The sequence below is a fragment of the Undibacterium sp. KW1 genome, from assembly GCF_009937955.1.
Classification (GTDB): Bacteria; Pseudomonadota; Gammaproteobacteria; order Burkholderiales; family Burkholderiaceae_D; genus Undibacterium.
Genome location: NZ_AP018439.1, coordinates 2409538 through 2435347, shown reverse-complemented (window position 1 = coordinate 2435347; position 25810 = coordinate 2409538). Strand labels below are relative to the sequence as shown.

General features: G+C 52.0%; 26 protein-coding genes. 3 read left to right on the top strand and 23 right to left on the bottom strand.

All coding sequences use genetic code 11. The features are described from left to right. The 11 genes from gspD to UNDKW_RS10890 form a co-directional block, all read right to left on the bottom strand. The gene (gene gspD / locus UNDKW_RS10940; protein ID WP_162058708.1) at positions 1-2136 is read right to left on the bottom strand and encodes a type II secretion system secretin GspD; all 2136 of its coding nucleotides are present in this window, start codon (positions 2134-2136) and stop codon (positions 1-3) included. A 29-nt stretch (positions 2137-2165) separates the two neighbouring features. Next, complete coding sequence (gene gspN / locus UNDKW_RS10935) at positions 2166-2945, bottom strand: type II secretion system protein N (RefSeq protein ID WP_370529110.1); 780 nt, start codon at positions 2943-2945, stop codon at positions 2166-2168. A 15-nt stretch (positions 2946-2960) separates the two neighbouring features. Beyond that, complete coding sequence (gene gspM, locus UNDKW_RS10930; protein WP_162058707.1) at positions 2961-3461, bottom strand: type II secretion system protein GspM; 501 nt, start codon at positions 3459-3461, stop codon at positions 2961-2963. Next, complete coding sequence (gene gspL, locus UNDKW_RS10925; RefSeq protein ID WP_162058706.1) at positions 3461-4708, bottom strand: type II secretion system protein GspL; 1248 nt, start codon at positions 4706-4708, stop codon at positions 3461-3463. Before gspL ends, gspM begins: the two co-directional genes overlap by 1 nt. A 6-nt stretch (positions 4709-4714) precedes the next feature. Next, on the bottom strand, positions 4715-5719 hold the full coding sequence (gene gspK / locus UNDKW_RS10920) for a type II secretion system minor pseudopilin GspK (protein WP_162058705.1): 1005 nt from the start codon (positions 5717-5719) through the stop codon (positions 4715-4717). Next, the gene (locus UNDKW_RS10915; RefSeq protein ID WP_162058704.1) at positions 5716-6396 is read right to left on the bottom strand and encodes a type II secretion system protein J; all 681 of its coding nucleotides are present in this window, start codon (positions 6394-6396) and stop codon (positions 5716-5718) included. Before UNDKW_RS10915 ends, gspK begins: the two co-directional genes overlap by 4 nt. Further along, the gene (gspI, locus tag UNDKW_RS10910) at positions 6386-6772 is read right to left on the bottom strand and encodes a type II secretion system minor pseudopilin GspI (protein ID WP_162041053.1); all 387 of its coding nucleotides are present in this window, start codon (positions 6770-6772) and stop codon (positions 6386-6388) included. Before gspI ends, UNDKW_RS10915 begins: the two co-directional genes overlap by 11 nt. Before the next feature lies 1 nt (position 6773). Beyond that, positions 6774-7238 carry a type II secretion system minor pseudopilin GspH gene (gspH, locus tag UNDKW_RS10905; RefSeq protein WP_370529109.1) on the bottom strand — a complete coding sequence of 155 codons (465 nt, stop codon included), beginning with the start codon at positions 7236-7238 and terminating at the stop codon, positions 6774-6776. Positions 7239-7247: 9 nt separating this feature from the next. Further along, positions 7248-7718, bottom strand: a complete 471-nt coding sequence (gspG, locus tag UNDKW_RS10900) for a type II secretion system major pseudopilin GspG (RefSeq protein ID WP_162041052.1) — start codon at positions 7716-7718, stop codon at positions 7248-7250. Between the two features lie 219 nt (positions 7719-7937). After that, positions 7938-10196 (bottom strand): xanthine dehydrogenase family protein molybdopterin-binding subunit, encoded by a 2259-nt coding sequence (locus UNDKW_RS10895; RefSeq protein WP_162058703.1) that lies wholly within the window; start codon positions 10194-10196, stop codon positions 7938-7940. Between the two features lie 56 nt (positions 10197-10252). Next, the gene (locus UNDKW_RS10890; RefSeq protein WP_162058702.1) at positions 10253-10453 is read right to left on the bottom strand and encodes a DUF1289 domain-containing protein; all 201 of its coding nucleotides are present in this window, start codon (positions 10451-10453) and stop codon (positions 10253-10255) included. Positions 10454-10692: 239 nt separating this feature from the next. Here UNDKW_RS10890 and elbB point away from each other — a divergent pair, with 239 nt between their 5' ends. Together elbB and UNDKW_RS10880 are read left to right on the top strand one after the other, a co-directional pair. Beyond that, a complete protein-coding gene (gene elbB, locus UNDKW_RS10885; protein ID WP_232063340.1) occupies positions 10693-11343 on the top strand; it encodes an isoprenoid biosynthesis glyoxalase ElbB in 651 nt (216 codons plus the stop codon). A 41-nt stretch (positions 11344-11384) separates the two neighbouring features. Beyond that, positions 11385-11987, top strand: coding sequence for a MarC family protein (locus UNDKW_RS10880; RefSeq protein WP_162041049.1), 603 nt, complete (start codon positions 11385-11387; stop codon positions 11985-11987). A gap of 151 nt (positions 11988-12138) precedes the next feature. Here the strand turns inward: UNDKW_RS10880 and UNDKW_RS10875 are convergent, their stop codons facing one another. The 6 genes from UNDKW_RS10875 to UNDKW_RS10850 all read right to left on the bottom strand — a co-directional run bounded on the left by UNDKW_RS10875 (position 12139) and on the right by UNDKW_RS10850 (position 18069). After that, positions 12139-13386 (bottom strand): CaiB/BaiF CoA-transferase family protein, encoded by a 1248-nt coding sequence (locus UNDKW_RS10875; RefSeq protein WP_162058701.1) that lies wholly within the window; start codon positions 13384-13386, stop codon positions 12139-12141. Positions 13387-13422: 36 nt separating this feature from the next. After that, entirely contained in the window at positions 13423-14088 is a 666-nt protein-coding gene (locus tag UNDKW_RS10870) for a hypothetical protein (protein ID WP_162058700.1), read from the bottom strand. A gap of 29 nt (positions 14089-14117) precedes the next feature. After that, positions 14118-14714: a recombination mediator RecR gene (gene recR / locus UNDKW_RS10865; protein ID WP_162058699.1), complete on the bottom strand. Its 597-nt coding sequence runs from the start codon at positions 14712-14714 to the stop codon at positions 14118-14120. 2 nt (positions 14715-14716) lie between these two features. Next, the gene (locus UNDKW_RS10860; RefSeq protein WP_110253135.1) at positions 14717-15043 is read right to left on the bottom strand and encodes a YbaB/EbfC family nucleoid-associated protein; all 327 of its coding nucleotides are present in this window, start codon (positions 15041-15043) and stop codon (positions 14717-14719) included. 80 nt (positions 15044-15123) lie between these two features. Then, positions 15124-17421: a DNA polymerase III subunit gamma/tau gene (locus UNDKW_RS10855; protein WP_162058698.1), complete on the bottom strand. Its 2298-nt coding sequence runs from the start codon at positions 17419-17421 to the stop codon at positions 15124-15126. A 9-nt stretch (positions 17422-17430) separates the two neighbouring features. Beyond that, positions 17431-18069, bottom strand: a complete 639-nt coding sequence (locus UNDKW_RS10850; RefSeq protein ID WP_162058697.1) for a TetR/AcrR family transcriptional regulator — start codon at positions 18067-18069, stop codon at positions 17431-17433. Positions 18070-18196: 127 nt separating this feature from the next. Here UNDKW_RS10850 and UNDKW_RS10845 point away from each other — a divergent pair, with 127 nt between their 5' ends. After that, positions 18197-19852, top strand: coding sequence for an isovaleryl-CoA dehydrogenase (locus UNDKW_RS10845; protein ID WP_162058696.1), 1656 nt, complete (start codon positions 18197-18199; stop codon positions 19850-19852). Positions 19853-19870: 18 nt separating this feature from the next. Here UNDKW_RS10845 and UNDKW_RS30395 read toward each other — a convergent pair whose 3' ends face one another. From UNDKW_RS30395 to UNDKW_RS10815, 6 genes are all read right to left on the bottom strand, one after another. Beyond that, a complete protein-coding gene (locus UNDKW_RS30395) occupies positions 19871-20659 on the bottom strand; it encodes a potassium channel family protein (RefSeq protein WP_232063339.1) in 789 nt (262 codons plus the stop codon). A gap of 270 nt (positions 20660-20929) precedes the next feature. Then, the gene (locus tag UNDKW_RS10835; RefSeq protein WP_162058695.1) at positions 20930-22105 is read right to left on the bottom strand and encodes an acyl-CoA dehydrogenase; all 1176 of its coding nucleotides are present in this window, start codon (positions 22103-22105) and stop codon (positions 20930-20932) included. A 110-nt stretch (positions 22106-22215) separates the two neighbouring features. After that, positions 22216-23736, bottom strand: a complete 1521-nt coding sequence (locus UNDKW_RS10830; protein ID WP_162058694.1) for a 3-hydroxyacyl-CoA dehydrogenase — start codon at positions 23734-23736, stop codon at positions 22216-22218. 2 nt (positions 23737-23738) lie between these two features. Continuing rightward, complete coding sequence (locus UNDKW_RS10825; RefSeq protein WP_162041041.1) at positions 23739-24131, bottom strand: RidA family protein; 393 nt, start codon at positions 24129-24131, stop codon at positions 23739-23741. Positions 24132-24203: 72 nt separating this feature from the next. Next, positions 24204-24617, bottom strand: a complete 414-nt coding sequence (locus tag UNDKW_RS10820; protein WP_162058693.1) for a thioesterase family protein — start codon at positions 24615-24617, stop codon at positions 24204-24206. Between the two features lie 9 nt (positions 24618-24626). Next, positions 24627-25808 carry an acyl-CoA dehydrogenase family protein gene (locus UNDKW_RS10815; RefSeq protein ID WP_162061882.1) on the bottom strand — a complete coding sequence of 394 codons (1182 nt, stop codon included), beginning with the start codon at positions 25806-25808 and terminating at the stop codon, positions 24627-24629. Between the last annotated feature and the right edge of the window lie 2 nt (positions 25809-25810).

Below are 25810 nucleotides of genomic sequence, written 5' to 3'. Positions count from 1 at the left end.
TTATTTGCCTTCCTTGCCTGTGGTCGGTGTTTTCTCAGGAGAGATCAGCAAAGGGGTGGTCAGTAATTTTCCTTTTTCTGCAGACGGCCACAAATTCTCTGCAACGCCATCCTTGGAAGGTACGATCTGGGTACGCATATAGTCATAGCGATCAACAGAAATATTATTGCTTTGCTCTGCGTTGCGTATCACGGTAGGACGCAGGAACACCATCAGGTTAGTTTTAGAGCGCTTGCTGGTCTGGTATTTGAACAGATTACCAATCAAGGGAATATCACCAAGACCTGGTACTTTTTCGCCACCATCAGTAGTGCTGTCTTCAATCAAACCACCCAGCGCAATAATCTGGCCATCATCGACCAGCACATTGGTAGTGATCGAGCGTTCCTTAGTGATAATGCCTGCGGCATTGGTCGTATCATCCACGCTCGATACTTCCTGATAAATCGCCAGCTTGACTGTGCCACCTTCAGAGATTTGCGGCTTGATTTTCAACTTCAAACCTACCTGTTTGCGGTCTATGGTCTGAAAAGGATTGACACCAGCAGTACCACTGGATGCAGTCGTAAATTGACCAGTAATCAGTGGGACATTTTTACCGACGATAATATTGGCTTCTTCGTTATCCAGCGTGACGATATTTGGTATCGACAAGACATTGGCATTGCCATCTGTCTGCAACACGCGCGCCAATGCGCCCAGGCCCAATTGACCATTGACTTGTTTGAACAAGCCAAGGGACAAGCCTGAGCCCGGCAACACCGAGCCTAAAGTAGTGGCATTGCCTGCAGCAAGGTTAAGGATATTATTTCCCTTGGTAGAGAACGACGTGCCGCCGCCTATACGATAATTACTGGTACTGTCACCTGACAAACCCAGCCATTGCACACCCAGCTCATTGGATTTGTCTGCACTGATCTCAACAATCAGGGCCTCTACATAAACCTGGGCACGGCGGGCATCAAGCTGTTCTATCACCGTGCGCAAATTGCGGTAGACAGGTTCACTCGCGGTAATGATCAGGGTATTGGTCGATGCGTCAGCCTGGATATATCCCGCTGCACCTCCACCACTAGAACTGCTGCCTGTGCTGTTATTACTGAATGATGGCATGCTGCTTTGCGCAGTGCCGGTAGTATTTGCAGATACAGGGCTGTTGGTACCATTGGCTGCGCTGCCTGCATTGGAAATCGTGCTGCTTGAACTACGCGAAGAAGATGTATCGCCAGTAACGATGGAGCGCAAGGTTTGCGCCAGCTTCTCAGCCTCAGCATTCTTTAAATAAACCACATGGACATTGCCAGGCTGTGAGGTAGGCTGATCAAGCTTGGCGATCAGCGACTTGATCTGGTTTGCCTTCGCCACAGAAGAAGCACGCACCAGTATGGCATTGGAACGCGGGTCAGCCAGCAATACCGGCTTGGTAGGATCAGCACCGCCGCCGCCCGAATCTACGACCTTGGAAACCATGGTGGCGATGTCAGAAGCGATTGCATGCTTGATCAGGACCACATCCATATCTGTGGTTGCAGGTACATCCAGGGCAGCGATGATCTTGTTCAAGCGCTTGATGTTGTCTGCATAATCGGTAATGACCACCGTATTATTGCTGGGGTTACCATTAATCGTATTATTCGGCGAAATCAGCGGGCGCAATATCGTCACGATATTGGCGGATGACTCATAATTCAGCTTATAGATCTGGGTGACTACCTGGTCACCCTTGGCAGTTTCTGTTCTTTCTGAACTTGTATTCTGGGTAGGGCCGGGCTGCAACTTGGCATCTGACTCTGGCACCACCTTGGAGTAACCGTCCGCCGTCACCACTGAAAAACCTTGCAGACGCAAAGTGGAAGTCAGTAGCTTATAAGCCTGGTCCTTGGTCAGCGGTGTTTCCGACACCAGATTGATCTGTCCCTTGACGCGTGGATCAATGATGAAAGTCACGCCGGTATAGTGACCTATCGCCTTGATGGCCGACTCTATATCCGCGCCAACCAGGTTGATATCGACCGTATTTTTTGACGGGTCTTGTGCCATGGCCATAGGTGCCATCAAGAAACCGGCTGTCAATATTGCCGCACCAGTCAATGCAGACAATTGCTGGATAGGTTGGCGTAGCGAATTTCTAGTCATGGCGACCCTGTGCTTTAATGGAAATGTTTTCATTTGAACTCTAACGCAATTACATCTTTTTCACCGTCATTACGACGCTGCCCAAGCAAATTCAATAAATTTGCCAGCCTTGCTTCTTGCCCTGCCTCTGCCCATGCCTTGCCAGAAAATTGGAAACGACCATTTGTCATCTTCCCACTTCCTGCCAGCATCATCGGGCCCTTCATCGTCAACAACTGCATATCTGCTTCTGTTCCGCGCAAATCAAACGCCATCTGGTAACTACCCAGAGGCTTGATAGGCGACAGGCGTGATGCCATTTCTGCCAGCTCCAGTTGCATATGCCCCGTCATACTCAGTTGCGCATTCTTGCGCGAAAACAGCAACTCATTCCAGGACAAATGCAATAAACCGGTAGGCCCTACGGTATTCAAAGGAGCCCCCAAACCTTCCAGCCGCTCTGGCGGCAACAACAACACCGACGGACTGACTTGCCACTGACTGAAGTTACCTGCAATCTTGACAGGGGCAGACAAGGCCGCAGAATTTTCCAGCTCAACCTTGATTTGCCCCAACATCAGCAAAGGCGAAATTCGCCACTGAAACCGCCCGGGGAACAAAGGCGTCACCGGCCCGACTTTACCTGCTGCCACACCCACAAATGCCGAGCCTTGCCAGAAACTGCCTTGCACATCGCCCAGACTCAACCTGCCCTGGCTTTGTCTTTCAAGCGCAAAGCCCAGCCAACTGGCAGGCAAAAACACAACTACAGTCAAAATGACACTGATCAATGCTGTCAGTATCCACGTCAAACGCCGGGTGATTAACATCGCTGTATTCCGGCCTCAGGTAGAACTTCTTTGCTGCCGCAAAGTCAGGGTCGCACTTACCTGACCACTTTCGAGCAGGGACACCAGCTTTGCTTCTTCCACGGTCAGTCTTGAGGCTTTTTGCATTTCCACCAGACATTCCATCAAACTTGCATAAGAAGCAGTTGGAATTTGCAAACGTACCAGATCATCACTGACTGCGACAGTTTGCACCTTGATACCACGCCGCCCCAACACCGCCTCTATTTGCTCGCGGCTCACAGGCGCAACAAATTCAGACAAATTGGCAGTCAAGCCGGCCTGCTGTTTGCTTAACTCGGTAATTTCTGCCAATTGCTGATTCAAGACAGGCAATGCAATACTCAATTGCTTGCGGCCGTTCAAGGCAGGAGCAAGAAAAAAACCATAGACTATGGCAGCAATAATGAACAAGGCACAAATGATCAGCATTTTGCGCTCGCGCTCTACCCTGGACTGCCAAAAGAAATTGAACTGTTCTCTTATTGCACTGAACATTATTCTTTACCCCCGGTGGAAACACGCAAAGCACCATCTGATGCGGTAGTGATTTTCATGGATTGCTCGCCCAGTGCAGAACGCAAGGCATCCATCGGCACTTGCACATTCGGTTTGATTCTGACGAACAATGACCTGTCTTTGTATTCTATGGACGCCACACCACCAGGCACGCCGACCCTGTCCCATACTTGCGAGAATTGCGCTGCAATCACGGCAAAGTCATTGATTGCAAACTGTCCGGCTGCCCGTTTTGATATGTTGATTTTTTGTTGCATCTGTTTCAACGGGTCAGAAATGACGGTTTCTTTTGGATAGGTATTACGGAATACCTGCAACAAGGCACTCTTCTGATCTTTTTCTTCACGCCTCAGATTGAACCATTCAATATTCAGCGCCAGCAAATTGACTACCGCCAAGGCTATTGCCAAACGTAGCGGCCAGCGCCATTTGCTCCAGTCAAAACTGGCCATGTGTTCTGCCGCCACGCCTGTCATCAGGTCGGGCGTATTGGTATTGATACCCGCTACCCGGTTGACCCAGCTTACTGGCAAGATTTCTATCTTGTCTTCCAGGCCATCTGACTTCAATGCCAGTTGACATGCTTCGATTGCAGTTGCCGGAACATAAGCAGCAACTTTGGTGCTATTGCTCAATTGCGCCAGCATGGAAAGCGCATCGCCCATGCCTGCACTTTCAAGGCTCAGGCCCAGGCCATGCTGAACACCGTCACGCAGGCTCAGCTCCAGTCCCTCATCTTTCTCTTCTATCAGGGCTGAGGCAGTCTGGCTGGCCTCATCATAGGCAAGCGACAATTGTGCTGGATAGGCAGAAAATTTCCTGGTCGGCCAGTCTTTTACCCGTTTGGCCAAGCCTTCAAGCCAGGCTTTATCCGTGACGGCAACAGTGACTTCTCCATCCTGCACATCACCACCGACCAGCACCAGGTCTGAAGGATCGGTAATCAACTGATCTTCGAGCAAATTCGGCAATGCCTGTTTCAACCTGGCTGCCGACATCGGTGGCACTTTGGTTTTCAGCAAACTGGTGTCACTGGCAGCCAGGATAAAAGCCACCTGTTTTGCGCTGATCGCCAGCGCTTTTAAATCGGCGAGGCTGGAATGCCCTTGCTGTTGCAGGCGGCCTTCTGCCGATATCAAGGCGAAAGCCAATGCTTGCGCAGACCAGTCTGGCCTGTGTTGTGCCGCCACTCTGGAGGGCAAAGAGATATACAGTGTGCTTGCCATTTTTATTTAATTTTCCCGTACCCAAAGCACCGTTGTTGTCATTGCCGTTGACCCTATATTATCGGCACGCTCTATCAATGCACTGACATCCAGTGCCGAACGATTCATTTTGACCTTGCCATTGACGATGAAGTATCTGGTGGCGACATCCACATCCTTGTCCGTCAGTGTTTTGAGCCTGTCTTCAAAGCGCGACTTGAATTCTGCCATCGTGCGAAAGTACGCACGGTCGCGACTGGCGATCATGGCGGCAGCATCACCCACGCTAAGTCCGTCAATTCTGGCAGCCAGCACTTCGGCAAATGTCGTATTGACATTAATACTGGTCTTGCCTGGCAACACCGTGACAAAGCCTTTCAGCTTCTCCACCATCTCCGGCGTAAATCCATTAATTGCCAGCAAATCATCTACTTGAGTAAAGCGCAGGAATTGTACTTCAGGTTGCACGGAATCGGAGGTGCTTTTTCCTGCCCCTGTTTCAGCGGAAGAAGAACCTGGCGCAGCAATCGCCCGGGTTTGTGTCCTTGCCACCATATCTGCAACAGCTTCTGCGAGTTGCCCATCAAAACGCAAATTCACCAGCAGACGGCTGAACACGGCCACCTCACGTGCATCCACATTGCCATCTGTCGCCAGATTATTCAGGTTATACATTCCTTGCGCATCAACGACCTGGCCTGACAGCGTGGCATCGCTATCTTCATTTTCAGTCTTGGCATTTTCCACATATTGATCAAGGCGGGTATCTGCCAGCTTGACAGCCCATGGCTCTCCCAGGTGATCGACATTGGCAGACTGCTTGCCGTCTTCACGCAATATCAGTCTTGCCCAGTCTATCGCCCCGCGCAATATCCATTTCTTTTGCAATTGCATGCGCTGGTTTTCTATCGACCTGACCTGTACTTGCTGTTGCCAGAACAGGCTGGCAACAATGGTGATAGCAAGGGTTGTCAGCAACAAGGCAGTAATCACAGCTACGCCACGCTGTTGGCGGGTATTTTTTGAGTTCATACCGCGCCCAGCAAGAATACTTTGGTGACAGGCAGCTCACGGCCCGATAGCTGCACGGCAATTTCCAGCCCGGTCAATTTACCGGCTCTGCTTGGAATGCCTGGCGCTGCTGGCGTGGGATTCGCACCAGCTTCGCTGCCACCGGCACGCCAGCCATTTTCACCTTCTTTCCAAGTGCGCATTTCAAACCCTGTCACCTGGGTCTGCAAGCCGATCGAGGGCGTAGTCTCGGCATCAGACATGGCATTTTGCCAATCATGCTCCAGCACTGCCAGTTCACGGGTGGGCAGCATTTCGCGCCTGCCAAGTACGCCACCACGCACGCTGTAGACGACAACTTGCAAGCGGGTGGGTTGATTCTCTTCAAATACAGTGCGCACCAATGCCAATCTCGGCCCTTGGGCGCTGAAAACTTCGCGACCCGGCAAATTACTGGCATCGACAATATGGGCGCAATCATTCTCCAATTGGGCAAACGCCAGTTGTATGCCGCGTGTCTGCTCCATTTCCTCGGCCAGCACGGTCCGGGCGCGGACAATACTATCGAGGCCACGCCAGCCGAGCACGGCAATAATCGCCAATATGGTAATCGCTACCAAGAGCTCTATGAGGGTAAAACCGGACTGTGGCAAATTGGCTGTACGGTCTTTCCGGTATGGTTTACATTTAAAGTGCATTCGGCACCACCTGCGTCAGCTTGATGATGCGGCGCTCAGGGCTGTCTGCTTCATACACAAACACTTCAACTCTTCTGAAAGAAGGATTGGGAGTGGCAATGACATGCTCTTCGCACATCAGGTGCAAGTCGCCTTGCGGGCAGGCAAAGGTACGTTCACCAAAGGCGGGCCACTCATGCGCCAGACGTATTTGTGCCAAACGGTTCTCAGCCGACCAGGTCGCCATCATGGAAGCGCGCAAGCTGCTGCTGTTTTGCGTCAGGCTACCCACTGCACGCAAGCTCGCACCCAGGGCAGTACCGACGATGACCAGTGCCACCAGTACTTCCAGCAAGGTAAATCCAGATTGTGAGCGCAAGCGCGGCATCTTATGCATCTTATTCCACTGAAAAATGACCTATACCGTCGGCCCGTACACTGACATGTTTGTCATTGGACTTGATGGTGAGCACAAAGGGTTTATCGACGGGTTCACGGCCAAACAGTATCCTGATCACCGAGCTGTCTGCCGCTTGGGGCTGCATGGATAATTCCACTGGCGCAGTTTGAAAAAACCGTTCGCGCAGCATGTCGTCCTTGATAGGAGACCAGATTCTGTCTTCCCTGACCAGAAAGCGATAACCATTCTGATCCACCTCAAAAGCCACCGGCAAATTGCGCACGATCGCTTCATCACGGGCAAGTTGCAAAAGCAGGGAAATACGCTTGGCGTCATTTTCCAGGCGTTGCTGCTCGCCCGGCATGGCGTTAATACTGATGGCCCCCAGAATGAGGCCAAAAATGACTAACACCACCAATAACTCCAGCAAGGTAAAACCTTGCTGCCCATGCTTCATCTTCATGTTTGTTTCTTATAAGTCCCAGGAGCCTATATCGGCATCTTCTCCGCTGCCGCCGGGCTGGCCATCAGCACCCAGAGAAAATACATCAACATCACCTCTGATACCAGGCGAAAGATATTGATATGGCTTGCCCCATGGGTCATTGCGCAGTTTTTCTATATAGCCACCCGTCTGCCATGCATTTGCTGCAGGGCCAGACGTTGGTTTTTCTATCAGTGCCTGCAAACCCTGCTCCGTAGTCGGGTAGCGCTGGTTATGCAATTTGTACATCTTCAGTGCACCCATGATGGTGGAAATATCCTGCTTGGCTGCAGTCACCCTGGCTTCATGGGTAAAACCCGTCAGCCTAGGCACCATGAATGCGCCCAAAATGGCGATGATGGTCACAACCACCATGATCTCGATCAGGGTAAAACCGCGCTGGGAATTCCTGGCCTTGCCTGCACGTAATGAAACTGAAGGAACTGAAAAATTAAGCATGGCGTAATTCTAAAAAATAAAAACTCTAAAAATAAAAAAATGCGTGGCGTACATACTAGCTGCACGCTGACGCAGTATAAATCCTGAGATTATCCCTGGGGCCACTTTCTGTATCGAATAGTAACAAAAAATGCCTTGAAGACAATATTTAAACACAAAATTGGAAATTAATATGTATGAATTCTGTTGAATTGCACCTCATACTACCACCAGTATGTGTCAACTCAATTTCAGCGGCAGACTACGCAGACGTTTGCCCGTTAGTATAAATACCGCATTGGCAACGGCCGGGGCAATTGGCGGAACCCCTGGCTCACCTATTCCCTGCGGAGGCTCTGCACTCTTGATGATGACAGTTTCGACTTCTGGTGCCTCATTGATGCGCAAGACCTGATAGTCGTTGAAGTTACTCTGCATGACCTTGCCGTCCTTGATCGTGATCTCGCCATACAGGGCGGCACTGAGACCAAATACCACGGCAGACTCCATTTGCTGGGCAATGATATTGGGATTAACCGCGATACCGCAATCCACAGCACAAGTGACCTTGTGCACCCGGATTTGGCCACCCTGCACCGAGACCTCAGCTATCTGGGCGACTATACTGCCAAAGGATTCATGCAATGCCAGGCCATGCGCTCTACCCTCTGCTGGCTTGCCTGCTTTTTGTACTGCGGCATCCAACACGGCAAGGTGACGTGGATGCTCTTTCAACAAACCACGGCGAAATATCAGGCTATCCTGCTTGGCTGCGTGGGCAAGTTCATCGATAAAACTCTCTTTAAAAAAGGCATTGTGTGAATGGCCTACTGAGCGCCAGAAACCCAGCGCCACCGGGCTTGGAGCAATGACATGCCGGATACGCTGATGCGGGATTTCGTACGGCATGTCAAATTCACCTTCTGCCGTGGTTTTATCAGGACCTGCCCCCATCAAACCAAAGGTGCGCGCCAATACCTGATGGGTAATTGAACCCGACACGGACTTGTTGTCATAAGCCAGCAATTTGCCCGCACTATCCAGCCCTGCCCTGAAGCGTGCCAGGGCGGCCGGGCGATACATGTCGTGCGTAGTATCTTCTTCCCGGCTCCAGATCAGCTTGACCGGAGCACCCCTGGATTCCAAGGCAACACGCGCGGCTTGCGCGACCATATCTACTTCCAGCCTGCGGCCAAAACCACCACCCAGATAGGCCATGTGCAGAGTGACATCTTCAGATTTAAGCTTGGTGACTTTAGCAGCTACATCTGCTGCCACGCCAGGTACTTGAGTAGAAACCCAAATTTGCAGCTTGCCATCCTTGAGCTGTGCGGTGCAATTGATAGGCTCCATCGCTGCATGTGCAAGAAACGGCGCACGATATTCTGCCTCCACGGTTTTTGTTACGCCCTTGCCAGCCAAGGTTTCTTCGACATCTCCGGTGTTGTGATAGGCAAAACCAGATTCACTATCGAGTTTACTGGCAAAGTCCTTAAAAATACTTTCTGTAGAGAGTTGCGCATTCTCACCCGCATCCCAAGTGATGGGCAATTTATCCAGTGCCTGTCTGGCTTGCCAATAAGACTGAGCCACCACGGCAACACCTGCAACCGCCCCTTCCATGGAAAAATCAATGACCTGCATAACGCCGGGCATGGACTTGACTGCAGCGGCATCAAAAGACTTGATGCGACCACCTATGGTCGGGCTTTGTTTGATGGCGGCATACACCATGCCTTCTGGTCGCGCATCAATACCAAACTGGGCGCTGCCATCGCCTTTGGGGACGGCATCAGTACGCAGCTGCGGCTGGCCTATGATTTTGAAATCTTGCGGACGCTTGAGTTGTATCTCGCCAGGTTTGCTGTTGACAGCATCGGCAGCCAGCTCAGCATAGCTGGCGTGCTTGCCGGTTGAATGGCTGACCACGCCATCCTTGGTTGTACATTCTGTCGCAGCCACATTCCATTTTTTTGCTGCTGCGGCAATAAGCATGGCGCGGGCCGTAGCACCCGCTTCACGCATAGGTTGCCAGGCATCTTTGACGCTGGAAGAGCCGCCGGTCATTTGCAAACCCAGTTCGCGGGCAAACTTGAGCGTCACCCATTGCGCGGTGCGCTTGAGGCTACCGTGATCATCCGGGTGAAAAGGCAGGCCATCAGCCAATGCGGCCATGTTTCCATAGATTTTGTCAGCGGGCACATACATGGGCCTGACCATGCTCATGGGCACATCCAGCTCTTCGGCTACCAACATTTGCAAGGCAGTGTGTATGCCCTGCCCCATCTCGCTCCTGTGCATGGCAACACTGACTGTGCCATCTTGCGCAATCTTGATCCAGCCATTCATGGCAACTTCGCCATTTGATACCGGCAAGGGTGTACTGGTGTTCAGTCGCTGGCGCGGCGGCACGACGCCCCACCCCACCAGCAATGCACCCGTCAAGCCCAAGCCACCCAGGATGAAGCGGCGGCGTCCTGATTTTTTTTGCTGCGACATGCGCTGTCTCCCTTATTTTTGCCGCCTTCACATTATTTCTTATATATTTGGCGTGCTTATGTATTCCGTCTTGGATAACCTTCTGCCAATATCCTGGTCCAAACGATTTCCTTTTGTTCTGCCGTCATGAACACCCACTCTGCCACCTCAGCCACAGTGCGGCCACAGCCACGACAGACATCATCAAATGTTGTTGAGCAAACAGCAACACAGGGTGTGTCCGGGCGCTCTTTGCCTTCCATCTTTATTACTGACATATATATGTACTCTTGTTTTCAGGAAAATCTTGCTTGAGAGCTTGGCACTCTTATAATAAAACGAGCGTTCGCATTTTCCCCGGCTAATAGTAAATGTTTTTTTGTTTACTGCGTTGGTGGCCTTACTCTATTTTGCCCTCTATTTTTCCAGAAACAGAGGGACTTTGTTGACAGCCTACAGGCTTCAGCGGGAAAATTGGCTGCTTTCTGTCTATCCCTCACAAATATAAAGGTACATCATGAAAGTAGCCGTCGTTCTTTCCGGTTGTGGCGTCTTCGATGGCGCTGAAATTCACGAGAGTGTGCTGACTATGCTGGCTCTCGTCAGAGCCGGTGCAGAACCTGAATTCCTGGCACCCGATATCCCGCAAGCCCATGTTGTCAATCACCTTACTGGCCTGGTCGCTGAAGGTGAAAGCCGCAATGTATTGGTAGAGTCTGCCCGCATTGCCCGTGGCAAAATCAAGGACATCGCGCTGGCCAATGCCAATGATTATGCCGCAGTATTTTTCCCTGGTGGTTTTGGTGCCGCCAAAAACCTGTCTGACTTTGCCAGCAAAGGAGCGGACTGCCAGATACAGCCAGATGTATTGCGTTTTGCCAAAGCCATCGCTGATGCAGGCAAACCAGCGTGTTACATCTGCATCGCTCCCGCCATGATGCCCCACATCTACGGCAATGGTGTTGCCGTCACCATAGGCACAGATGAAGGCACAGCAAGCGCTGTCACAGCCATGGGCGGGCAGCACATCAATTGCCCGGTCAAAGAATTTGTCATCGACAAGCAAAGAAAAGTTGTCAGCACACCAGCCTATATGCTGGCAGAAAACATTGCTGAAGCTGCCACTGGCATAGAAGCGGCCGTCAAAGCGACGCTGGCATTAATCTAAAACACCAAAGCCCCAGGTCTCATTTTTCAAACAAGGTCTTCATGACTCAAGATTTTTTCCAATCCCTGATGTTGCTGATACTGGTCACCGACCCGTTTGGCAACGTCCCCATCTTTGTCAGCGCCCTGTCCCATGTTGCGCCCGAGCGGCGCTGGCGGGTCGTCGTGCGCGAATGCGCGATAGCCTTTGGCCTGCTTTTGCTGTTCATGTTCTTTGGCAAACACTTCCTCACTGCGCTGCAATTGACCGAAGTGTCCTTGCGCATAGGTGGCGGCGTGATCCTGTTCCTTATCGCCTTGCGCATGGTGTTCCCGCAGGAAGGTGGTATTTTTGGCGATGTGGAAGATGGTCACGAACCCTTTATCGTGCCATTGGCAATACCAGCCCTGGCTGGCCCGTCTGCGCTGGCAACAGTCTTGCTGTTTTCATCCGATAGCCGTCAGGACATGGTGGTACATCTGGCGGCATTGACTGCCGTTGCAATAGTCTGGCTGGTGGTATTGTTGAGCGCAGAACGCATGCAAAAAGTACTGGGTGTGCGCGCGATGACAGCCTTCGAACGCCTGATGGGCTTGATACTGACGGCGATGTCGGTCGAAATGCTGCTGGCGGGGATCAGGGATTATCTGAAAACCCTGAACTGACAAAATACAGCTGACCAGGCATTGAGGTCTTGGTCAGCCACACCAGACGATTTATCAAGCGCCTTCAGTGATTAAAGCTAAAGTAACCGAGCAGGAACAGCGCCAGGGCGATCAGGAATTGTTTAAGCATCTGACGATTCATGGTTGTCCTTTAAATTATTTTATCTTCAGTCATTTGCGCGATCTCGGCATCACTATAACCCAGCCCGCTCAATACCTCCTGATTATGTTGTCCCAGGCGTGGACCCAGCCATTGTGTCTGACCAGGAGTTTCTGACATCTTCGGTGTAATCGCAGGCAACTTGACTGGCGTGCCATCTTCAAATGCATGTTGTTCAAACATCTGCCGCGCCAGGAATTGCGGGTCACTCATCATATCGCGTACGGAGTAGATTTTACCCACCGGCACATCGGCTGCTTTAAGTATTTGCAAAGCAGTTTCTATATCATGGCCTGAGCACCAGGCTTGAATTGCCGCATCGATTTCTGCCGTACGCGGAACGCGGCCATCATTGCGCACCAGGCCAGGGTCTTGTGCCAGGTCGTCACGGTCTATGGCTTTCATGAGCCTGTGGAAGATCGCGTCACCATTGCCCGCAATGACGATATTTTCACCTTCCGCCGTGGTGTAAGTATTCGATGGGACGATGCCAGGCAAGGCCCCACCAGTACGCTCACGCACGACACCAGCATGATCAAATTCTGGCACCAGCGATTCCATCAAATTGAATACTGACTCATACAAAGCCACATCCACCATTTGCCCCTGCCCAGCGACACATGCCTCGCCCTGCTTGCCATTCCAGCGTCCGCCAGTAACATCGCGATGACGCAAGGCCATCATGGCACCAATGACACCATGCAAGGCAGCGACAGAGTCACCTATCGATATGCCTACGCGCACAGGTGGGCGATCAGCATGGCCAGAGACATAACGCAAACCACCCATGGATTCACCGATAGCACCAAAGCCGGGCAAGTCTCTCAAAGGCCCGGTCTGGCCATAGCCAGATAGACGTACCATGATGGTGGCGGGATTGATCGCTTTTAAATCTTCAAATCCCAGCTCCCATTTTTCCAGTACGCCGGGACGATAATTTTCTATGATGATGTCGGCATCCAGAGCCAGGCGTTTGGCAATTTCACGCGCCTGCTCCTGCTTCATATTCAGGGTGATGCTTTTCTTATTGCGTGCCTGCACACTCCACCACAGTGAAGTACCATCTTTCAGCACACGCCATTGACGCAGGGGGTCACCACCATCGGGTGACTCTACCTTGATCACTTCGGCACCAAATTCAGCCAGCATGCGCGAGCAAAATGGCCCAGCGATCAGTGTGCCCAACTCCAGAACCTTGATGCCCGCCAAAGGGCCATGTGCTTTAGCTTGTGACTGCATAAGAGAAAATGCGCTCAGAAAAGTTACGGGACCGACCTATACAAAAGTCAGCTTCTTGATTTCCCATTCGATATTTGCGCGTGCCTGCGCATCAAACTGCGCCGCCATGATGGGATGAAAATATAGTTGTTCGCGGCCTGCAAAGCGCTTCAGCACTTTCAGGCGCCCTGCCCTGTAAGCAGGTGCTTCCAGCCAGCGGAATTCATTGCGGATCGCCCGGCTATATTGCTGATACACGTCCTTGGGTGCGCCCAGGATAGTCAGTGCGATATCGAGAAACAAGGGAATATCTGCCGCACGGTTTTTAAAATCAGCCACTTCATGTCTGGCCGTGGCGAGTATGCATTGCTGCACATGCATGATGACGGTAGGATTGATCTCCATGCGCATCATCAACTCCCCTGCCAATTCTGCACTTTTCAGTTCATTATTGTTGGCATGGGTGTCATACACCATGTCATGAAACCAGATCGCCAGAGACACAACAGGGAAATTCTGGATATCTGCGCGCCGCTGTTCAGCATGCCTGAGCATGGACTGGATATGCGTGAGATTATGAAAACTGCGTTGAGGTTCTGAGTAGTGTTTGTCCAGTAAAGCCCAGACTTCTTTGGCATGCCGGGGACTACCCGCCAAGCCCTGTATCAGGTCTGACCATTGCAACTGCAATTTGCTTTTTTGTTCGGCGGGGATCAGAAACATGATGGCTTATTATTATCTCAGTTACTGTATTAAGTAGTCCGTCTATCCAGCATGGCGCGGGCAATCGTGCCTGCATCCACATATTCAAGCTCACCACCAACCGGCACACCACGTGCCAGGCGGCTGACCCGCAAGCCACGTGCCTTCAGCGTTTCGCTGATGTAATGCGCGGTTGCCTCACCTTCATTGGTGAAATTGGTGGCCAGCACCACCTCCTGCACTTTACCGTCGGTAGCCCTGGAGACCAGCTTTTCCAGGTGTATGTCTTTTGGGCCTATGCCATCAAGCGGAGAAAGCCGCCCCATGAGCACAAAGTACAGACCCTTGTAGGTCATGGTCTGCTCTATCATCATCTGGTCTGAGGGTGTTTCTACCACACACAGCAGGCTGGTATCGCGCACCGCATCCAGACAGGTTTCACAGACTTCGCTCTCGCTGAAGGTATTGCAGGATGCACAATGCTGTATCCGCTCAACCGCGTGAGTCAGCGCCATACCAAGGATGGCGGCGCCTTCCCTGTCATGTTGCAGCAAGTGATAAGCCATGCGCTGCGCAGACTTTGGCCCAACACCGGGTAAGCGGCGCAATGCCTCAGACAAGGCTTCCAGACTACCGAGTTTTTTCACACTCAGAATGGCATCTTGAAGCCGGGTGGCAAAGGCATGCCAGCTGTCAGTGCGGACATTTTTTCTTGTGAAGTGGCTTCTGCCTTGCGTACTGCATCATTGAATGCAGCAGCAACCAGGTCTTCCAGCATGTCCTTGTCATCACCCAGCAGAGATGGATCGATGGTAACGCGCTTGACATCATTCTTGCAGGTCATGACGACCTTGACCAAGCCAGCACCAGCCTGGCCTTCTACTTCTACCAGGCCCAATTGATCCTGGGCTTTTTTCATATTGTCCTGCATTGCCTGGGCTTGTTTCATCAGGCCAGCTAATTGATTCTTCATCATAAAATTTCTCCGAAAATAAAAATGGAATATTGATTAAATTTGGTCACGCGGACTTGCATTATTTTTGCATATCACCGACATCAGACCGGCCTTATGCTACCCGTGACGATAGTGGCACCAAATTCACGCATCAAAGTCTGCACGAAACTGTCGCCCTGTATGGATTTTTCTGCCTGTTGCTGGCGCACTTCACGCTCAGCCACAGCCTGTGCGTTGGCTGTATGCTCAACCGCACCTATCTCGGTTTCTACCCGTATGTTTTTTTCAAAACGCTCAGTCAGGGCTGCACTAAGTTTTTCTACACTGCCCGAAGACAGGAGAGTCGCCAAAGGCAGGCGCAGGCGGAACACATGAGCATTACCATCCTGCTTGCAACTGACCAGCTCACTTTGCTGTGTCATTTGCTGCGCTACACCACGCACTGGCAAACTGGCAGCCAGCGTAGGCCAATGACCATCCCAGTTCAACTCAGGGACTGGCGCATTCGCGATCAGGCGATCAGCAATCAGGGTGATCGATTCCCTAGGCTTGACCGCTTCTGCAGCGGCGGCTTGCGGTTCCTGGTCAACAGATGCAGCAAATGCAGCAGCATCAGCTAGCACGGCCACTTCAACTTGCGCGGCTTGCTCCTGCTGCACAATAGGGGCAGAAGCAGGAGCAATCAATCGTGGTTGCATCGCCAGTTTTGCAGGCTCTGCATCGAAGAACATTTCTTCATCCCAGGGTGGCGGCATATCATCCATACCCATGGATTGCATATCCTGCTCGGCAATCAAAGGCGCGGGCGCAGACACTGGCTGGGAAGGCTTGACTAATGGCTGTGCGGACGGCGGTGCGACTTTGACAGTTGGCGTGGCAGCCGGAGTAACCGGAGCGACCAGGGCCACGGGCGCAATCACAGCCTTGACTTGTGGTGCTGGCGCAGCTTCAAACTGAGCAGAGCGGGCTGGCGTACCGCCCTTGGCACCTGCACGCGCAGCAGCCAGGGCCGCCATGACAGGGCTTACCCGGGCACCATTAGCTGGCACTGGTGCTGGTGCGGGCGCATCTATTTTTTCCTGTACTACCGGTTTCGCTACTTCTGCAGCAACTCTGGCAGGCGCAACTGCCTGTACTGCGCTTGCGAGCGGTGCGGAGCCACTGACATTTACGACTGCAGGACCGGGAGCAGGAGCAGAACCGGGACGACCAGCGCTTTGCGAGGGAGCCTGATTGTTAACATGATTCACTGGCAAAGCCGGACGCCCACCAGCCGGTGGTGTACCGGCGGGCGGCTGCGCCCATTGCTCACCACTGACAGGTTTGAACGCCAGCATGCGCAACAGCGTCATGCTGAAGCCTGCATATTCATCAGGAGCCAGTGCCAGCTCGTTACGGCCATGTACTGCAATTTGATAAAACAGCTGTACTTCTTCTTTGGCAAAGCTTTGTGCCAGACGCAAAACCTGCTCACGCTCGGGAATATCTTCTGCCACTGCCGCAGGCACCATTTGCGCCACGGCGATCTGGTGCAACAAACTACCCAGGTCTTGCAGGGCAGCTTTATACGACAGGCTGCGCGCTGCCATTTCGTCGGCAACATCCAGCAAGGCCTTGCCATCCTGGGCCAGCAAAGCATCCAGAAGACGTATCAGATAAGACTGGTCCAGCGCACCCAGCATGCCTTGCACGGCATCAAGGCTGACTTTACCGGCAGCATAGGCAATTGCCTGATCAGTCAGCGACAAGGCATCACGCATGGAACCATGGGCACCCTGCGCCAGCAAACGCAAGGCAGGCAATTCAAATTCGATTTGCTCTTGTCCCAGAATGTTTTCCAGATGGCCAACGATGTGGCCAGGCGGCATTTGTTTGAGATTGAATTGCAGGCAACGTGACAAGACCGTGACAGGGATTTTCTGCGGGTCTGTCGTTGCCAGAATGAATTTGACGTGCTCAGGCGGCTCTTCCAGCGTTTTCAACATGGCGTTGAAAGCGTGGTTGGTCAGCATGTGCACCTCGTCTATCATATAGACTTTAAAGCGTGCATTGGACGGTGCATAAATCGCCTGTTCGAGCAGCGAGGCCATTTCATCGACACCACGGTTAGAGGCGGCATCCATTTCTATATAGTCAACAAAGCGCCCGGCATCAATTGCCGTACAGGCTTCGCAAACACCGCAAGGATGGGCAGTAATGCCGGTCTCACAGTTAAAGGATTTGGCGAGGATACGTGACAGCGTCGTCTTGCCGACACCACGGGTACCGGTAAACAAATAGGCGTGATGCAGCCGCTGCTGCTCTAGCGCATGCGATAAGGCACGGACCACGTGCTCTTGCCCCACCAGAGTTTCAAAACTCTTGGGGCGATATTTTCGGGCGAGGACTTGATAGGACATCCCGCGATTTTACCTTATTCGGGCACTCTGATCAGTGATTTGCAGATATCCCAACACCAAGTTTTTCATCTGGGCAAGAAATTCAGGCTCTTGCAGGCTTTGTGGGGACAACATCAGGGTCTGATACAGGACACCGTAGACAGCCGCATGGACGATCGCCGGGCTGGTATCGGGATACAGCGCACGGTCTGAGCTTGCCGCAAAAGCAGATTCCCAGATATCAACAACCTGCCCATACAAAGCGCTATAGGCTTCCATATTGGAAATTTGCCGCTCCAGGAAAATCAGGGCTGACCACTCCTCGGTCTTGTCGGCATGCAAGAGTATGATGCGCTCCAGCAGATCCGTGACGATGTCTTGCAAGGGCTGACCGTGTTGCAACTCTACCCAGTTGCGCATCTGCGCGCCTATATTCTTCATGCGTTCATGGATGCAGTGCGCCGCTATCGATTTCTTGCCAGGGAAGTATTCATACAAGGTACCCAGACCTACGCCAGCAACCAAAGCGATATCGCGCATGGTCAGATCGGCATAGCTTTTTTCGACCAAAAGCCGAACAAAGGCATCGAGGATTGCCAATTGTGTCATTTTTGAGCGTTGCTGCACTGGCTTGCGGCGTAGTTTCAAAGGGCTGGCAGTCTCGCTCATGGTGTTTCTTGTTTTATAAGTTCAGGTACTTGGGGGAATGCTAAAAGGCGAACATCTTGATTACTTCATCAGACTACACTATTCATCTGGCTTACTTATTTAGCTTACCCATATCAATGAGGCACCGATGCAGTGGCAAACCCATGAAATAAGCAATCAGGTCGCAGACCTGCAAGATTACAATATTTTCACTAGTGATGCCGTTCTAATGACCAGCCTGGCGCAGTATCAGGCTGACTGGTATCAAAACACGCTGGCAGAATCCGGGCAGGAACTGGGCAGCAGCGCTGTGCTGGAAGCTGCTGCGCTGGCCAATACGCATTTGCCCGAGCTGCATACCCATGACAGACAGGGCAAGCGCATAGACAGGGTAGATTTTCACCCAAGCTGGCATCAGTTATTGGTAATATTGCGCAAGCAAGGTCTGCATGCCAGCCCCTGGAGTCAGCCGCGCATGGGTGCACATGTTGCGCGCGCTGCCGGCTATTTCATGCAGTCACAAGTAGAGTCTGGCTCCTTATGCCCCAGCACCATGACTTTTGCCTCCATCCCCGTGCTGCAAAACGAAGCTGTGCTGTTCGCTGAACTCAAAGACAAACTGTACTCGCTGGAACATGACCCGCGTGACTTGCCTATAGCCCAGAAAAAATCCATCCTGATCGGCATGGGCATGACAGAAAAACAGGGCGGCTCGGATGTACGCACCAATAGCACCACTGCTGTGGCGCTGGGTGCTGAAGGACGAGGCCAGGCCTATGCATTGACAGGTCACAAATGGTTTTTTTCTGCGCCCATGTGCGATGCCCACCTGGTGCTGGCCAAAACTGAGAATGGCTTGTCCTGCTTTTTCGTGCCGCGCTGGCATCCTGATGGCAGCAAGAATTCTATCCTGGTACAAAGGCTGAAAGACAAGCTGGGCAACAAATCCAACTCCAGCAGCGAAGTCGAATTCCAGGATGCCTTTGGTGTCATGGTAGGCAATGAAGGCAGAGGTATACCAACCATCATAGAAATGGCCAACCTGACCCGGCTTGATTGCGTCATCGGCAGCGCAGGCCTGATGCGGCAGGCACTGGTGCAGGCCATTCATCATGCACGCCATCGCACGGCTTTTGGCAAGAAGCTGGCAGATCAGCCTTTGATGCGTAATGTACTGGCTGACCTGGCGCTGGAAAGTGAAGCAGCAACCCGCCTCATGCTGCACCTGGCTGCTGCCCTGGATGCACCAGATGACGCCTTGCAACGCGCCTGGAAACGCATCATGACGCCTGCCGCGAAATTCTGGATTTGCAAGCGTGCATTGGAATTTACCGGTGAATGCATGGAGGTCTGGGGTGGCAATGGCTATGTCGAGACTGGCCCCATGGCGAGGTTATATCGTGAAGCGCCAGTCAACTCTATCTGGGAAGGCTCAGGTAATGTCATGTGCCTGGATGTACTGCGTGCGTTAGAAAGAGACCCGGAAGGCTTGCAATTGCTTCTGCAATTATGGAGCAATTCAACATCTGAGCGAGTCAGGCAAATGGTGGTGGAACTACAAACAGACTTGGCACTCGTAGAATTCAGAGAAATGAACGCCCGCCGTATTACCCAGAAACTGGTACTGACGGCACAGGCTTTTCTGATGGCAGAATATGCCGAAGAAGATATCGCTCTCGCCTTTATACAAAGCCGTGCAGATGCTGAATGTGGTCGTGTATATGGAAGCTTGCATGGACAGGTGAAGAGCGCTTTGCTGGACCGTATCATCGCCCGCTCATTCACTTACCAAAAAATCAATTAACCTGCAGGCTGCCGGACATTACTCAGTTTGCGCAGCCTGTTTCAATTCCCTAGCCTTTTCCTTCTCCAGGAAAAGACGATCCCGGCTGCGCAACTCTTCCCTGAGTGCAGCCACTTCCCTGCTCAAGTGGCGTATATCAGCATGCAGTTGCTTTTCCAGATTCGCTTCTTCTTCCTCCACAAACAAGGCGGCGATATTGGCCGTTACGATGGAAAACATGGCATAACCAAGCAAAACGATGAAGACGGCAAATATCTTGGACGCGGGTGTAGATGGAACAATATCTCCATAACCCACGGTAGCTATCGTCGTAAAAGCCAGCCAGACACCATTTGCATAGCTATGCACATTGGGTTCCAGCCAGTAAAACCCGGCACCTGCGGAACTTAGCATCAACAAGGCCAGCACTATCATTTGCACCAGATGACTGGGTTTCATATGCTGCAAAACCAGGGTGGCAAGACGCAGCAGAATGACGGCTACCAGCGCCAGGCGCAGCAGCCATTCCAGCGTACCCCAAGCCTCGCCGGTAAAGACGATGCTCAGCAGGCAACCTGCGATAATCACGCCATCCAGTGCCAGCTTGCCACTACGTCTTTTTTGACTCCTGTTCTTTTGCCATTGCAGACCAGTATCGACCAGCATCAACAAAGCTGAGGCCGCATACAGGCTGCGCCCGGCCAGCTCGGTGATGTCAGTAGTACCACCCAGCAACAGATAAAATGCCGGGATGGTCAACAGCAACCCCATCAATAACAAAGGACGGGTAAACCAGGTCCAGAAGCGTTGAGTCACTGGAAATTTCATTGTATTTTCACCAAAAATCTTATCAAGACGAACACGCGACAGCATCTGTAGGATCTGAATCCTGCTTTATCGCTTTTTGGCAATCATCAATGGAAAAAATTGAACACACCTTGCGATCGCGCAAATTTTATAGAAAGTCGAAGAATAGGCGGGAGAAATTGCGGTAAAAAAATCAGGCAGGCAAATGAGCCATGCCATAAAATCAAAGCCGCCTGCCTTAAAGGCAAAGCGGCTTTTATGGTTTTGCAAACAGCTTGGAGTGCCGCTATTTTAGAAAGCAGCGATTCCAGTCTGCGCACGGCCCAATATCAGTGCGTGGATATCGTGCGTACCTTCATAGGTGTTGACGACTTCCAGGTTCACCAGATGACGGGCAATACCAAACTCATCGGAAATACCATTACCACCCAGCATATCGCGCGCAGTGCGGGCGATATCCAGGGACTTGCCGCAAGAATTACGCTTCATGATGGACGTGATTTCAACGGCTGCCGTACCTTCATCCTTCATACGACCCAGACGCAAACAACCTTGCAGTGCGAGTGTGATTTCTGTTTGCATGTCTGCCAGTTTTTTCTGTACCAGCTGATTTGCTGCCAGTGGGCGGCCAAATTGCAGGCGGTCCATGGTGTATTGGCGTGCTGTATGCCAGCAGAATTCTGCCGCACCCAAAGCACCCCAGGCGATACCATAACGGGCTGAATTCAGGCAAGTGAACGGGCCTTTGAGGCCTTCTACATTCGGCATCAGGTTTTCTTCTGGCACAAATACTTCATCCATGACGATTTCGCCAGTGATGGAAGCACGCAAGCCGACCTTGCCATGAATGGCTGGCGCTGTCAGGCCTTTCCAGCCTTTTTCCAGGATAAAGCCACGGATACGGCCATCATCCGTTTTTGCCCAAACCACAAAGACATCAGCGATAGGGCTATTGGTGATCCACATCTTCGCACCACTGAGGGAATAACCACCCGGCACAGTCTTGGCACGAGTCACCATGCTGCCTGGGTCAGAGCCGTGATTAGGCTCGGTCAGGCCAAAGCAGCCTATCCATTCACCCGTTGCCAGCTTGGGCAGGTATTTTTGTTTTTGTGCTTCGCTACCAAATTCATTGATAGGCACCATGACCAGCGAGCTTTGTACGCTCATCATGGAACGGTAACCAGAATCAACACGCTCCACTTCACGCGCCACCAGGCCATAGCAGACATAGTTCAAACCAGCACCGCCGTATTGCGTAGGGATCATGGAACCCAGCAAACCAAGCTCACCCATCTCACGGAAAATGGCTGGATCTGTTTTTTCATGACGGAAAGCTTCCAGTACGCGCGGCGTCAGTTTTTCTTCGCAATAAACACGCGCTGCATCCTGCACCATGCGCTCTTCATCGCTGAGTTGCGAGGACAATAACAAGGGATCTTCCCAACTAAATACAGCCTTGGCCATCTGTTTCTCCTGATTTGAATATGTACCGTTATATATTTATTTACATGTCACTTTTCTACATTAAGAAGTGACATGTCTGCTTTCATGCAGCCTTATCCTGTTACAGTCCACTATTGTGGCAAATGCAGCAAGGACAAACCCAGCTGCGCCCTGCGTACCAGCCAGGGACTGGGGCGATAGCGCGGGTCGCCAGTGCTGACATACAAGTTCCGCAAAACCAATAGTATACGCGAACTGCCGAGTTTGTCGCCCCAAGCCAGTGGGCCTGCCGGATAAGCGAGGCCTAATACCACTGCCTTGTCCAGGTCTTGCGGGCTGCAAATACCCTGCTGAGCTATGTCGCTGGCGATATTGATGATGGTCGCCAGAATACGCTGAACCACGAAACCGGCACTATCCTGTATCAGGCTGACGCCCTGCCCGCTTTTTTGCAGCAGGGACTGGCATTGTGCTGCCAGATTTGCATCTGTAGCGGGATTCATCATCAGGCTCAGATGCCCCTGGCAAGCAGTCAGTGCGTCTATGCCAAGGGTGCGACGGGCATCCAGGCCCATTCTTGCTACACAGGTACTGACATCTTCGCCATAAGGGCTGACTATGCATATTGCTTCCGCAGATGGCAGAGCTCCATTTTCGACGATGACGCCGCAACGCTCAAACAAGGCAAGCAGCGCTGGCACCGCGTCCGCGTTTTCCTGGCTGAGCCATACTGGTCCTGCCCAGGCTGGCAATTGTTCAGGGACCGCTGGTACGTTCTGGTTGCCAGTATAAGTATAAAAACCGCGCCCGGTCTTGCGACCCAGCACACCTGCATATACCCGCTGCGCAGTAATGACACTGGGGCGATAGCGTGGCTCTTCATAATACTGATGATAAATCGCTTCCATGACCGGGTGCGACACATCCAGCCCGGTCAGGTCCAGCAATTCAAACGGGCCCAGCTTGAAGCCCGCCGCCTCACGCATGATCTGGTCGATCTGGCGAAAGCTGGCGACATTCTCTTGCAATATCCGCAGGGCTTCCGTGCCATAACCACGGCCTGCGTGGTTGACGATAAAGCCTGGTGTATCCTTGGCACGCACTGGCAAATGCCCGGTTTGTGTGGAGAACGCCATTAGCTGCTCTGCGACCGCAGCATCGGTCAGCAAACCATCGATGACCTCAACCACCTTCATCAAGGGCACAGGATTGAAGAAATGCAGGCCTGCGACACGCTCAGGTATTTTTGTGCCCGCCGCAATAGCGGTCACTGACAAAGACGAAGTATTGGTCGCCAGTATACAAGTGTCGCTGACGATGGCATCCAATTGCTGGAACAAAGCACGCTTGACGTCCAGCTTTTCAACAATAGCCTCTACGACCAGATTGCATTTGGCCAGTTCCTGCATGCTATTGACGACTTGCAGGTTTTCTACAGCACGCTGATATTGTTCTGCGCTGAGTTTTTCCTTGCTCAGCATTTTTTGCCATTGTTCAGCAATCAACTGACTGGCTTTGCTGGCGGCATCTGCCTGCACATCAAACAAGAGCACAGTAAAACCTGCCTGTGCCGCAATCTGGGCGATGCCACGCCCCATGGCACCGGCACCGACGATGCCAACAGCGCCAACATCTGCAATACTGGTCTTCATATTTACTCCGGTACGATGGCGGTGACTTCTATCTCTACCCTGGCTCTGTCTTCTATCAAGCCTGCCACTTGCACGGCAGTCATGGTTGGGTAATGGCGGCCTATGATATCGCGATAAGCTTCACCAACTTCTTTATAGGCACCTACATATTCTTTTTTATCGATGACATACCAGGTCATGCGCACGATATGCTCAGGTTTGGCATTTGCCTCTGTCAAGACTTCTACGATATTCTGCAAGGCCTGCCTAACTTGCCCAGCAAAATCATCTGTCTGAAAGGCGCATTGCGCATCCCAGCCCACCATGCCACTGACGCACACAGTGCGGCCACTGGCAGAAATGCCATTTGAATAGCCACGTGGCCTGGCCCAGCCCGGAGGTTGCAAAATGTCCATCATCTATCCCTTTCATTGATGACTTTTCACAGCCTTGAGCCTGAAAAGTCCATTATATCTATCTTATCTATCTTATGTTTCGCAATACTTCAGCATGGCAGTACGCAGCTCATCAGGTATCGCTATCGCTTTGCGCAATTTCAAATCCATCATAACCAGCACCAACTTCGCTTTGAGACGCACATCCTGTTGCGGTCCGCTAAAGCAAATTTCCAGTTCGACTGAACTCTTGCCCAGTTTCGTCACGACCAATTCTGCCAGCAAGCTTTCGCCCAATTCTGCCGGCTTGATGAAATCCGTTTCCAGATGCACGGTAGGCAAACCTATGCCACGTGCAATATGCATTTCATGAAAACTGCAAGTCAGGCCTTGTGCGCACCAGTCTTCCACCACACCATTCATCATTTCAAAATAGCGCGGATAAAACACAATGCCTGCCGGGTCACAATGGGCAAAGCGTATAGCTAATTCAGCGGTAAAAATCATAATTAAAGCTCATGATGCGGCAAACTCTTTGAGCAATTCACGGCCTATGATCAGTTGCTGCACTTCGGTCGCCCCTTCATAAATACGCAGGGAACGAATTTCACGATACAAACGCTCTACCGGCACTTCACTGACGACACCAAGGCCGCCAAACATCTGCACCGCTGCATCTATCACTTGCTGCGCACCTTCAGTCGCAGTCAGTTTTGCCATGGCGGCTTCTTTGGTGACTTTCCGGCCCTGGTCTCTTTGCCAGGCTGCGCGGTAAATCAACAAGGCTGAGCTATCTATCGTAGTAGCCATCTGCGCCAGCTTGGCCTGCGTCAGTTGGAAATCGGCCAGGGTCTGGCCAAACATCTTGCGTGTCGTTACCCTGTGCATGGCTTCGTCCATGGCACGGCGGGCAAAGCCAAGTGCAGCGCCAGCGACGGAGGTACGGAAGATATCCAGCGTCGCCATCGCCACTTTGAAACCCTGCCCTGCTTCACCCAGACGCTGCGCTACCGGGATACGGCAATTGCTGAACTTCAGGCGTGCCAGCGGATGCGGGGCTATCACATCGATACGTTCGGCAATTTCAAAACCGGGTAAACCGGCATCAATGATAAAGGCTGTGATACCGCGTGCACCCGGCGCTTCGCCAGTGCGGGCAAACAATACATAGAAATCAGCAATGCCACCATTGGAAATCCAGGTTTTCTCACCATTCAAGACATAGTGACCACCATCTGCATCATCGACAAATTCTGCCGCACATTGCATGGCTGCCACATCAGAACCAGCCTCAGGCTCGGACAGGGCAAAAGCTGCAATCGCTTCTCCTTTAGCTACCTTACTTAGATAATTTTGCTTTTGCACTTCTGTGCCATGCAGGCTAATCGCGCCAGAACCCAGCCCTTGCATGGCAAAGGCAAAATCTGCCAGGCCGGAATGACGGGCCAGGGTTTCGCGTATGAGACAAATGGCGCGGGTATCGATGACTTCAGCATTACCACCATACGCACTGCCACCTATGGCATTTTTGAGCCAGCCAGCCGCGCCCAGTTGTTTGACGAGATCGCGGCAAACCTGATCGACATCAGCCGCATGATGATCAGGCAGATTCTCCGCAGACCAGGCATCCAGCGTGCGTTGCAATTCCCGATGTTTGTCATCAAAGAAGGGCCAGTCCAGATAACTAGTGTCAGACATGA